This window comes from Teredinibacter turnerae T7901 (assembly GCF_000023025.1).
Taxonomy (GTDB): domain Bacteria; phylum Pseudomonadota; class Gammaproteobacteria; order Pseudomonadales; family Cellvibrionaceae; genus Teredinibacter; species Teredinibacter turnerae_B.
Genome location: NC_012997.1, coordinates 3145349 through 3157223 on the forward strand (window position 1 = coordinate 3145349; position 11875 = coordinate 3157223).

General features: G+C 49.8%; 8 protein-coding genes. 1 reads left to right on the forward strand and 7 read right to left on the reverse strand.

Annotated features, from left to right (window positions below; all coding sequences use genetic code 11):
- Positions 1 to 39: 39 nt before the first annotated feature.
- From kdsA to tilS, 3 genes are all read right to left on the reverse strand, one after another.
- A complete protein-coding gene (kdsA, locus tag TERTU_RS12585; protein WP_015819030.1) occupies positions 40 to 891 on the reverse strand; it encodes a 3-deoxy-8-phosphooctulonate synthase in 852 nt (283 codons plus the stop codon).
- Between the two features lie 25 nt (positions 892 to 916).
- Positions 917 to 2539 carry a CTP synthase gene (locus tag TERTU_RS12590; RefSeq protein ID WP_015818276.1) on the reverse strand — a complete coding sequence of 541 codons (1623 nt, stop codon included), beginning with the start codon at positions 2537 to 2539 and terminating at the stop codon, positions 917 to 919.
- 213 nt (positions 2540 to 2752) lie between these two features.
- Positions 2753 to 4063 (reverse strand): tRNA lysidine(34) synthetase TilS, encoded by a 1311-nt coding sequence (tilS, locus tag TERTU_RS12595; protein WP_015817237.1) that lies wholly within the window; start codon positions 4061 to 4063, stop codon positions 2753 to 2755.
- Positions 4064 to 4113: 50 nt separating this feature from the next.
- Here tilS and TERTU_RS12600 point away from each other — a divergent pair, with 50 nt between their 5' ends.
- Positions 4114 to 6066: a S9 family peptidase gene (locus TERTU_RS12600; protein WP_015819345.1), complete on the forward strand. Its 1953-nt coding sequence runs from the start codon at positions 4114 to 4116 to the stop codon at positions 6064 to 6066.
- 146 nt (positions 6067 to 6212) lie between these two features.
- On the opposite strand, the gene TERTU_RS12605 is transcribed toward TERTU_RS12600, so the two are convergent.
- From TERTU_RS12605 to TERTU_RS12620, 4 genes are all read right to left on the reverse strand, one after another.
- The gene (locus TERTU_RS12605) at positions 6213 to 6581 is read right to left on the reverse strand and encodes a cupin domain-containing protein (protein WP_015818653.1); all 369 of its coding nucleotides are present in this window, start codon (positions 6579 to 6581) and stop codon (positions 6213 to 6215) included.
- A gap of 126 nt (positions 6582 to 6707) precedes the next feature.
- Entirely contained in the window at positions 6708 to 7469 is a 762-nt protein-coding gene (locus TERTU_RS12610) for a thioesterase II family protein (protein ID WP_015820255.1), read from the reverse strand.
- On the reverse strand, positions 7466 to 10645 hold the full coding sequence (locus tag TERTU_RS12615) for an efflux RND transporter permease subunit (protein WP_015819037.1): 3180 nt from the start codon (positions 10643 to 10645) through the stop codon (positions 7466 to 7468). Before TERTU_RS12615 ends, TERTU_RS12610 begins: the two co-directional genes overlap by 4 nt.
- Positions 10642 to 11835 (reverse strand): efflux RND transporter periplasmic adaptor subunit, encoded by a 1194-nt coding sequence (locus TERTU_RS12620; protein ID WP_015816885.1) that lies wholly within the window; start codon positions 11833 to 11835, stop codon positions 10642 to 10644. Before TERTU_RS12620 ends, TERTU_RS12615 begins: the two co-directional genes overlap by 4 nt.
- Between the last annotated feature and the right edge of the window lie 40 nt (positions 11836 to 11875).

Genomic DNA, 11875 nt, shown 5'->3' on the forward strand with positions numbered 1-11875 from the left:
GACTGTCTCTCTTTGTTTTACTGACAAGTGTAAGGGAAACTACTGAATATCCAGCGGTGGCAACACCTTAACCAGGTTGTCCACGGCTTTCATCTGCCCAAGGAAGGGTTCCAGTTTGTCCAGTGGCAAGGCACTGGGGCCATCGCACTTGGCTTCGTTCGGGTTCGGGTGGGCTTCAATAAAAAGCCCCGCCAACCCCACTGCCAGGCCAGCCCGCGCCAATTCAGCGGTTTGCTGACGGCGCCCCCCGGAGGCCGCACCCAGTGGATCGCGACACTGTAACGCGTGAGTTACGTCAAAAATGACGGGCAAGCCGTTACTCACTTCCTTCATGGTTCGGAAACCCAGCATATCGACAACCAGATTGTCGTAACCCATGCAGGCTCCGCGTTCACATAAGATGACATTTTCATTGCCACCTTCTGCAAATTTCTCAACGATATTTCTCATTTGCCCAGGGCTGAGAAACTGCGGTTTTTTCACGTTGATTACCGCATCCGTTTTGGCCATCGCTTCGACCAAATCTGTTTGGCGCGCCAAAAATGCAGGCAGCTGAATAACATCCACCACTTCTGCCACCGGTGCCGCCTGTTGAGGTTCGTGCACATCGGTGATCACAGGTATACCAAATTCTTTCTTCACTGCCTCAAAAATGCGCAGCCCTTTCTCCATTCCCGGCCCGCGATACGAGTGGATGGAGGAACGGTTGGCTTTGTCGAAGGAGGCCTTAAACACGTAGGGAATGCCCAATTTTTGGGTCACTTGCACATACTTTTCTGCGATTTTCAGCGCCAAATCCTGAGATTCGAGCACGTTCATACCACCGAACAAGGTGAAGGGCTTGTCGTTGGCAACATCAATGCTGCCAACTTTGATTACTTTATGTTGCAATTGGTGTACTCCGTGAGCGTGAATTCTACCGGCGTGCCGCCAGCGCGGCTTTGATGTAACTTAAAAACAGCGGATGCCCGTCCCGCGGGGTGGAAGTAAATTCCGGGTGGAATTGACTGGCGACAAACCAGGGGTGATCCGGCAGCTCAACGGTTTCTACCAGAGTGTCATCGGAAGACCAGCCGCCAATACGTAAACCTGCTTCGCGCATGGCTTCCAAATAGGTATTGTTGACTTCGTAACGGTGACGATGACGTTCCACGATCATATCCTTGCCGTAGATACCTGCAATTTTGGAGCCTTTCTCCAAATGACACTCCTGAGCCCCCAAACGCATTGTCCCGCCCAGATCAGACGATTCATCGCGGGTTTCCCGGTCACCCTCAGAGGTGATCCATTCGGTAATCAGGCCGATCACCGGATGCGTTGTTTTAGGGTTGAACTCAGTGCTGTTGGCGTCATCCAGCTTAAGTACATTACGCGCAAATTCGATAACCGCACATTGCATCCCCAGACAAATACCCAAATAGGGGATTTTGTTTTCGCGGGCATACTGCACAGAGGACAACTTGCCCTCGAGACCGCGCGCGCCAAAACCGCCAGGAACCAGAATTGCGTCTGCATCAGCCAATAACCCGGTGCCCTGCTCTTCGATATCTTCTGCGTTGATGTATTTGATTTTTACCTCAGCACCGGCGTGCATACCCGCATGGCTAATCGCCTCGTTAAGCGATTTATAGGCGTCGAGCAGATCCATGTACTTACCTACCATGGCAATAGTAACCTGCTCAGTCGCATTCTGCTCGAGTTCGAGCACTTTGTCCCACTCTGCCAAATCTGCCTCTGGTGCTTCCAGATTGAAGCGTTCCAGCACATATTGATCGAGTTTGAAGCCCTGCAGCAGCTTGGGAATGGCGTAGATTGAATCCGCATCCGCCAGAGGAACGACCGCGCGCTCTTCGACGTTGGTGAAGAGTGCAATTTTGCGGCGTTGCTCTTCTTCTACCTCTTTTTCCGAGCGGCATAACAGCACATCCGGCTGCAAGCCAATCGAACGCAGCTCTTTTACTGAGTGCTGTGTAGGTTTGGTCTTGGTCTCACCGGCCGTTGCGATGTAGGGCACTAATGTGAGGTGAATCAGCATGGCACGCTGGCCGCCCAATTCGACTTTGAGCTGGCGCACAGCTTCCAGAAATGGCTGTGATTCGATATCGCCAACCGTACCGCCGATTTCGACCAAAGCAATATCGTACCCATCGGCGCCGCTCAGAATGCGACGTTTGATCTCATCGGTAATGTGCGGGATCACTTGAACAGTGCCACCGAGATAGTCGCCCCGGCGCTCTTTGCGCAGTACCGTCTCGTAAACACGACCCGTGGTAAAGTTGTTGCGCTTGGTCATTTTGCTACGAATAAATCGCTCGTAATGACCAAGATCCAAGTCGGTTTCGGCGCCGTCTTCAGTAACAAACACCTCCCCGTGCTGAAACGGGCTCATAGTGCCCGGGTCAACGTTAATATAGGGGTCGAGTTTGAGAATCGTCACCTTGAGATTGCGCGCTTCCAGCACTGCTGCGAGCGAAGCGGACGCTATACCTTTACCCAAGGACGATACAACGCCTCCCGTAACAAAAATAAATCGAGTCATTGGAACCCTTAAATCAGACTGTAATTAATAAAGTGGGCACATAAATCTCACGACGTGCGAATACCGTACAAAAGCAGCACGTGGATACCATAGAGAGGATGCCTAAATTCTTGAGTCGGGAGTTTACAGGGCAGTTTCTTGCGGAAATTCAATCAGTTATAGACTTTCAGTTCTGCCCTAAGATGGGACGCCAGAATACCAGAAAGTACTAGCCTACTCAATGCGCCAAACAGGCTGAAATCCGCCGCTCGTCTCGAAGCCCTGACAAATCCACAAATCGCCCACTGCCACCAGCTCCTGGCCCGCATAAACCAGCGGTACCACGTCCCGCAACCACGGCTCCAGGCGATATTCCTGTAACAACTTCTTCAATGTCTGAGAGTTCTGCCTATCTGCAGGCTGACAGCGTTCGCCACCTTCCCTGAACAAAACCCGATAATTACCGGGCGCAAGGCCAACTTCGGCAGGCTTACCGACAATGGAAAAGTTACCCAGTTGAAGCTTAGTAACACCATCCCAGTTTTTGTAGCAGGCTTCACGTTCGACTGCGTAATTTAGTCGGGGCGCCAGGTATAAGCGGTTTTGATAGCGGTAGATGCTGCCACCGCGCACGCCCGCAGGGCCCCAGCTAACCTCAGGTTTCGCATCTTCCGCCGCCAATAATAGCTTGCGTACCTCTGCAAGGTGCTGCTGGGATGGCATTAAACAATCACTCCGCCCAATCCAATAGCGCAGAAGATGGTGCTGGCGAACTTCGGAGAAATTCAGAAAGACATTGAGTATGAGGCTCTCACCAACACGTTCTTTGCGCAACTTGCAGGCGTTGAGATCGTCGTCTAGATAGGCATCGAGCAGTTCCTGACTTTCCGCGAGAAGACTCGCCGAGGTCGCGATACGCTCAATAGCTCCCGGCCAACGGGCGGAGAGCGCAGGCATCACCTCGTGGCGAATATAGTTGCGGTCGAACGACGTATCGTCGTTGCTCTCGTCTTTGATCCAGCGCACCGCGTGATCGTCGGCCCACGCCTCCAACTGCGGGCGCGCCACATCCAAAAAAGGGCGCACCAGAGTTTTTCTTCTCCCCAGATTCCGGGATCGAGGAACACCGCACAGTCCTTTCAAACCTGCGCCCCGCATCAGCCGGTAAATGAGTGTTTCAGCCTGATCATTCGCGTGATGCGCTGTGAGTAAAATTTCGCCAGGCTTAAGCAGCTCGCTAAAAATCTGGTAACGAAGTTTACGCGCGGCATCTTCTACCCCACCGCCAAAGTCATCCACACTGACCGTTCTTACGGTCAGCGGCACACCCAATGAATTTGCGGTATCCTCGCAATGGCGCTGCCAAGCCTGCGCATTGGGTGACAATTGATGGTTTACGTGTACGGCTTGCAGATGCTCCAGGCCCAACTGCGCTGCTTGATGCAATAACACCGTGGAATCCAAACCACCGCTGAATGCAATCCAAACGCCCTTTGCATCTCGCAATTGCGTTTCGTAAGCTTGCAAACCTGGAAAAACGACCATAGCCACCCCTAGGTAAAAAACTGAACCGGCAGACTTATACAGGAAAATCCATGCACGAGCGAGACACCCCCAAGAAAAACCTGCCTTTCGGTCGCTGGCCATCGACTATTTACGCAGAGCTGGTCGCCAACGGCACGCCGCGTATCGCCGAACCCTGTATTGTCGGCTCAACTATATTCTGGCTACAGGGGCTGCCCCAGGAAAAGGGCCGCACCACCATTATGGCGCAACCACTAGACGGCAGCGCAGCACCGGGCAGCCTGCTCCCGTCCCCGCTAAACGCGCGCTCCAAAGTACATGAATACGGCGGGGGCAGTTATCTTATAACTGAAACCGACATCTACTTCGTGCAGGCCGATGACCAGCAAATTTATCGTATCCAGCGCGACCCCAGCCTAAAATCAATTCCCGTGGCAGTAACCGACACGCCCAGCGCCCGCTATGCGGATCTTATTCTGGACCCCACCACCAATGCGATTGTCGCCGTGTGTGAAAGCCACAACGCAGAATCTGCGCACCCGTCAAACAGTTTGGTAAGCATAGATCTGAACAACGGAAACGTCATTTCGATCATTGCCGAAGGCGCAGACTTTTATGCGAGCCCGACCATTTCTTCAGATGGTCAATATCTGGCTTGGTTGAGCTGGGATGCGCCTGACATGCCCTGGGACACGACCGAACTTGCAGTGACCAAGCGCAGCGTAAACGGCGCGTTTAGCCAGGCATGCGCAACAACCGTTGAAGGCCATAGCGGCCATAGCCTGTTTTTGCCTAGGTTCCACCGCAACGGCGACCTCTATTTTGTCTCCGATGTTAATCAATGGTGGAATATTTATGTGATTCCCCAAGCGCACTTGCGCGATAACAAGACTGACAGCCAACCTGTTACCCAAATGAACGCTGAATTCGCAACACCCCAATGGGTGTTTCGCATGTCTACTTACGACTTTCTGGACAACAACACTTTGCTCGCCTGTGCCAGCGCCAATGGCGAATGGCAATTAATTACGCTGGATCTTTCCAAAAAACAATGGCCAGCCCCGTGCCAGTCTGTGGCAAATGCACCATCGTCTATTAGCGATTTATTTGCTGACGGCAACGGCCACGCTGGATTTATCGGCGCTGCTCCGGCGCAGGCACCTACACTCTATTTACTGGATGACAATCACAATCCAGTAGCATCCACAACGTCAGCTTCACCCGTAAGGGAACCCGAAATATCACGTCCCCTAGCCGTAGAATTCCCCACCAGCCAAAATGCAAACGCGTATGGATTTTACTACGCCCCGAGAAACAGTCAGTACAAAAGTGATGACGATTTACCACCGCTAATCGTTATTTGCCATGGCGGCCCAACTGCAGCCACCGACACCGCATTCAATGCGAAAATACAGTACTGGACAAACCGAGGCTTTGCGGTACTGGATGTCAACTATCGCGGCAGTACTGGCTATGGTCGCGACTACCGCCACGCGCTTTCCGGCCAGTGGGGCGTGTTCGATGTAGATGATGTATGTGCTGCTGCCGAATATGCAGTGGCGCAGGGCTGGGTCGACAAAAACAAGCTAATCATAAAAGGCAGCAGCGCCGGTGGTTATACGGTGCTCGCCGCCCTCGCCTTTCGCGATACATTCAGTGCGGGCGTCAGCTTGTACGGTATTGGCGACCTGGAAACCCTGGCACAAGATACCCATAAATTTGAAGCCCAATACCTGGAAAAACTGGTAGGTAGCTACCAACAGCAGCCAGAACTTTACCAACAACGTTCCCCAATTCACGCAGTCGATAAAATTAGCTGCCCACTCCTCGTTTTTCAGGGGCTTGAAGACAAGGTGGTACCGCCCAATCAGGCGGAAGCGATGGTTGATGCCGTAAAAAATAAAGGCCTGTACGTCGAGTATGTCACCTTCGCCGATGAAGGCCACGGATTTCGCAACGCCACCAATATAAAAACGATGCTGGAAACTGAACTGGCGTTTTATCAGAAGGTATTTAATTTATAAATGCATAACCCGATAATTCGGGAGCTCAGAAATCGTCGATAAGTGCTCAAAGAAGGTATACAGCCCCATTGCCTGGGGATACAGCATGCAACTGATGATACCTATACCCTATTTGACGCTTAGCCCCACTTCCGCATGACGGCGGCTTATTCCGCCATTTGTTCGTCGATTGAGCGGGTTCTCTCTGTTATTAGGGTACCTGTGTGCAACGTGCTTTTTCTTTCAACAAGAAGCACGCAGCATTCTTTCTCAGCAATTGGGTTGTGCGCAACCCCCTTTGGAACGACATAAAAATCACCTTGTTCCAACTGCACATCGCCGCTTTCTGTTTGAATGAGCAGACGTCCTGAGAGAATAAAAAATGCTTCATCTTCCTCATCATGAGTGTGCCAGGCAAGCGAACCTTTAAGCTTTGCAACTTTGACATAGGCATCGTCAACGTCAGCGATAACTTTGGGAGACCAGTAATCTTGAAGAGAATTCGCCTTTTTCAACGCAGAAACGACAGAGCTCATTTAATCACCATATTAAGATAAAAAAATTCTTTTCGATAATCTTAAACTCGGCGATAACCTATCAGAGGGGTCATCACCAAAACCAATAAACTATTATAGTTGCCACAACGACCGCATTTTTGAAGGTTACCACTCTGCCTGCGGCTCCATCATCGAAATGAGAATACCATTTATTACCTCTAGTACACTCGACACATTGGACTCCAAAAAGAAATGGTCGCCGTCAAACATTTTAACAGAAGCCCCAGTTTCGAAATGTTGCCCCCATGCGACTAATTGTTCATCAGAAAGGCCAACATCCGAACGGCCTGCAAATACCGTTGTCCGCACAGGTAATTGTTCTTCATTTTTATAAACATAATGAGCACCCAAACAGAAATCGGCCCGAATTGTCGGGGCACACAGACGCATAAGGTGATCATTTTTCAAAATCTCTTCAGGCGTGCCGTTAAGATCTCTTAACGCTCCAATAAATTCATCCATCGGCAAATCGTGTAGCCCGCCGCCCTGGATCGGTATGTGCGGAGCTCTACTACCCGAGGCAATAAAATGTGATGGCAGACGCTTTCCTTCTAGCGACAGCTTACGAATCAATTCAATTCCCATCCGGCTGCCTAAACTGTGCCCGAATATTACGTAAGGCCGATCGAGCAGCGGAACAATTTCGGCGAACAGGCTTTCTATTAAAGCCTCCATTCTTACAAAAGGAGTTTCATTGATTCTGTTCGCACGCCCAGGGAGTTGAACAGCAACAAGCTCGACATATTCTGGCAAATACGCAAGCCAAGGAAAATATATAGCTGCACTACCGCCCGCATAAGGAAAACAAATCAACCTGATAGCCGGGGCGCGCTTTGGCTGGGAAATAATAAACCATTTAGATGTCACTTGATTGCCACCTCCTGTGCATCGAAAGCTGTGTGAGCGCTAGTTCGGTTTCTGCCCCGTAAAGAAGACCCTGCCACGTACAATGCGGGAACTAAAGCCAGAGTAACGAGTAGCGCAAATAACACTCCAAACGCTAACGATAAAACCGCAGGCTTTAAAAACTGAGCCTGCACCGAAGTTTCGGAAATCATCGGTATCAGCCCGACAAAGGTTGTTACCGAGGTTAACAACACAGGGCGAAATCGGCTGACAGCACCTTCGATCATCGCCGTACGGGCAGATTCTCCGGCAGTGCGTAGCTGCAGCACGGCGTGCATAAGGACCAAGTTATCATTAATCACCACACCCGCCGCGGCGCCTATGCCGAAATAAGAAAATAGCGCCATGGGAACCCCAAAGAGCAAGTGGCCAATTACCGCTCCCACGAAGCCAAAAGGAATAGCCACTAGTACTAGCAGAGGCAGAGTATAGGATTGAAATGCGATTGCGATAAGTGCGTACATTAGGAATAGAGCAATACCATACAGACTCAAAATTTCCACAAAAAAGCGTTTTTCGCCTTCTGCTTCGCCAACTTCCCCAAGAGTCACTCCTGGATAACTTTCCTGCCACGCAGCAATCGGCCCGGAATTTAAGGCTTGCGCAATAGCTCTGCGATCGGCAGAGTACAATTCAGCGGTCACCGTCGCTGTACGTTGCCGATTCTGTCTTTCAACACGTTTTATTGCAGATGTATAGCCGAAGTTCGCCACTGCACTAAGCGGTATTTCTCGGCCATCCGCTAACTGCAATCTAAAATTGCGCAATGACGAAAATGAGCTGCGTTCTGAACGGGGTAATCGAACCATTACACGAACGTCTTCTCCGTTGCGTACAAGTCTCTGAACCTCTTCACCATAAAAGGCATGGCGCACCTGCCGGGTTATCTCAGAGATCGAAAGATCCAGTTGATATGCCGCTGGCTTTAAGCTAAAACTCAGTTCTTGCTGATTTGAATCGAGTGTATCAGCGATATTATAAACATCACGATAGCCGGCCAACATCGTTTTAAAAGCCAGTGCTGCCGCAGATATAAGCTCAGGATCGGGGTGACTAATTGTATAGCTCAACGCGGGCTCTTGGTTTTTCCGATGAAAAACCTGCACCTTTTTTACACCTGGCGGATGGCCAATAATCGAACGCCATTGTTGCGATAGCTGCTCCGCACTAATTTTACGCGCCTCGATTAAAGGCAGCTTGAGCAGTGCCGTTAATGTGTTGTCCGCTAGCCCCAAGTACCAGCTCTCGATCTTTGCAGATCCCGAGGTCGGCTGGTCGACCCCCGGTGATTGAATTGGATCGCCATTTTTTTCATTCAAGAGCACATCTATAGAGTTCTCCACCACCTCCGCTATCTGATTTACTTGCAGATCCGATACATTGCTTTCCAGATTCAAAACCAAGGTAACCTGATCGCTTTCGATTTCCGGAGCAAGTGAAAACTGGAGGAGACCACTGGTCAGGAATCCCACACACAAAACGAAGAGCGCAATAAAGACACTTATCGACAAATATGGCCGCAGAGTAACAAACTCCAGACAGCGGCGATAGTGCCTGTGGCTAAGCATCACCAACCCGTCGCGCACCCGCTCCTGAAATCTATGTAGCACATTACCATTTGAGATCAATTTCAACTTTCGTAAATGAGCAGGCAGAATGAAAAATGCATCCAACAACGAAAAACAAAGAGCAAATATAATTACAAGCGCAATTTGGCGGGTAACCTGAGCGTCGGCACCGGTGATAAAAAGCCAAGGTAAAAAGGCCAACATTGTCGTCGCGACAGAAAATACTACAGGTTTGGCGACGAGTGTAACACCGCGAGTGACACAGTCTGCCCCTGCGGCAGCGTTCTTGTATGTCTGGGTATGAATGCTCTCTCCGACAACTATAGCATCGTCCACAATGATGCCTATAACCAATAGAAAGGCAAACGTCGATAACACATTAATTGAAACGTCCATGTACGGCAAAAGCGCAAAAGTTCCCATATAAGACGAAGCTATGCCGACGGTCACCCAAACAGCAACAGTGAAGCGCAGCGTTAACATCAACACAGCAAATACCAATATCAAGCCCGATAATGCCGAATTTTCTATGGTTGTCATTCGACTTTTATAGATATCCGCCGAGTCCCACCAGACCGCTATTTCTACTGGACCTTGGTCTAGAGTTGCGAGATTAACAGCGGATCCCGACTTGAATTTCGTCTGAGGCCGCTGTTTCCGTTCGGCGAGCCAATCGTTCACTCGACGACTGACATCGATAACATCGGTAGTTTCTGCAGACATTATCTTTATTTGAATTGCAGGTTTTCCTTGCATGATTGAAAGATGTAGCTCATCGACAAACCCATCGACCACCGTCGCCATATCGCCAACCCGGATCACACCGCCCAACTCCGTGTTACGAACAACGATATTCAGGAAATCCTCTTTTTTGTTGGCAAGGTTTTCTGTACGCAGCTGCAAACCTCCAGATGGAGTTTTAACCATACCTGCAGAAAGATTTATTGAACTTCGTGCGATTGCCAACGCAATTTCATTAAAACTGATCCCGTACTTGAGCATTTGCGCCGTAGAGAGCTCGATAACAAACTCATCTGGACGACTTCCGGAAAGTTCAACCAAATTAATACCGGGTAATTTCAACAGTTCGCTACGAATAGTTTCCGCGGTGCTTTTCAAATCTCGCTCAGTTAACTCGCCGAATACGACCAAGCGCATTACTTCGTTGCGAAAAATAGATTCGTATACCAGCGGCGGTTCAATCTCTACCGGAAAACTCCGTATTCCTGCAACTCGACTCTTTACTTGGTTGAGAAAACGTGTCATATCAACAGTGGGATCAGCTTCAATAACGATAAGCGCCTGTGACTCCTCTGCTGTAGCACTCACCCTGTCGATATTATCAATATCCATTATTGCTCGTTCGACCCGAGTAATGACTTGCTCCTCGAGATCTTCCGGAGCAGCGCCGGGCCATACCACAAGAATTTCGACTACATTCGTATGTATGGTCGGCATAAGTTCCCGGTCTAGCCTCAGAAACCCTATAAAACCAGCAGCCAGCACACCAAATAAGAGCAGGTTTGCTGCGATAGGATTTTTTACCCACCAGCCAATTAACGCGCTCATAGCGCCTGTTCCTGTATAACAAACACATTTTGTGTAGCTATCGGCTTGGCCACTACTGCCTCAGCTTTTGCTCCCTCTACGACAGCAGAGACCGGGGATGTGACAATCAGGTCTCCATCTTTTAGCCCATCAAGGACAACGAGTGACTCCGAACGCTGCTGAAAAACACTAAGCCTTTTGGAAAAAACCTGCCCGTTGTTCACAACATACACCCTATTACCATAGTGCAACGCTTCGGATGGTATAACGTAAGCCCGAATAGGTTCCGTCGCGCGAACCTGAGCAGAAATAAATGAACCAATTGCCAATGGCATCTTTTCCTGACCGCGAACCTGTTCGTAGGGAGCTTCAACTTTGACATAACCATAAATGAGTCGGGTTTGGCGTTCGTACGCTGCATCAACACGTGCGAGCCAGCCCCACCATTCATAATCTCTACCAGCAACATTCGCCGTTACTTTCACTTTAAGCGCATCCTGCTTTTCGGCTTTATAACCCATACTAATGCCCAGCTGGATAAGCTGGTCGTCGGTGAAAGCCAGACGAACTTCGGCATTCTCAGTCGAATAAGCCTCTCCCAGGGATACCCCAACAGGAACATATTGACCAACGCCAACAAGCTTACTGCGTATACGGCTGGTAAAAGGAAGTGTGATAGCGGTTCTTGCCAGATCCAATCGCGCTTTCTGCAAGCCCGCCTCAGCGGCTTTCAATTGCGCCCGAGCCTGAGCTATTTGTGGCTGTTTAAGCGCAAGAGGTGTGTGACTGCCTGAGGGAAGCTGCTTTCGGGCGACCTCAGCATCGGCAATATTTTCTTGCAGCGCCAGATCGGCGATGGCAACCTGGGCTTCAGCCTGAACAACGGCCAGGCGATAATCTTCATCTTTTATCTTGATCAGTACTTCGTTGGCATCAATAGTTCCACCAGCGTTAAACGCAGGGTGAATTGATTCAATTCTGCCACTAACCTCAGCAATTAAGGTAAGTTCGGATTCCGCTTTTACCTCACCAAAAAGATCGACAACAACCTGCACTAATTGAGAGTGAATTTCATTCACCTCATAGCGAGGAATTGCCTCAGGCGTGGCATTTTTTACCGGCGGTTCTTTAGCCACAGTCATTAAAAAAACCGCAATAAAACTAGCCGCTATAATGCCTGACGGCAACATTATTTTTATTAACTTACCCATCGGCTAACTTCCTGAGCCAAAATAAAAAGGCTGATTATAT

Bases quoted from the DNA above. Each gene is read 5' to 3' on its own strand.
- TERTU_RS12605 (WP_015818653.1), bottom strand. From the start codon at position 6,581: ATGAGCTCTGTCGTTTCTGCGTTGAAAAAGGCGAATTCTCTTCAAGAT.
- TERTU_RS12600 (WP_015819345.1), top strand. From the start codon at position 4,114: ATGCACGAGCGAGACACCCCCAAGAAAAACCTGCCTTTCGGTCGCTGG.
- TERTU_RS12615 (WP_015819037.1), bottom strand. From the start codon at position 10,645: ATGAGCGCGTTAATTGGCTGGTGGGTAAAAAATCCTATCGCAGCAAAC.
- tilS (WP_015817237.1), bottom strand. From the start codon at position 4,063: ATGGTCGTTTTTCCAGGTTTGCAAGCTTACGAAACGCAATTGCGAGAT.
- TERTU_RS12590 (WP_015818276.1), bottom strand. From the start codon at position 2,539: ATGACTCGATTTATTTTTGTTACGGGAGGCGTTGTATCGTCCTTGGGT.
- TERTU_RS12620 (WP_015816885.1), bottom strand. From the start codon at position 11,835: ATGGGTAAGTTAATAAAAATAATGTTGCCGTCAGGCATTATAGCGGCT.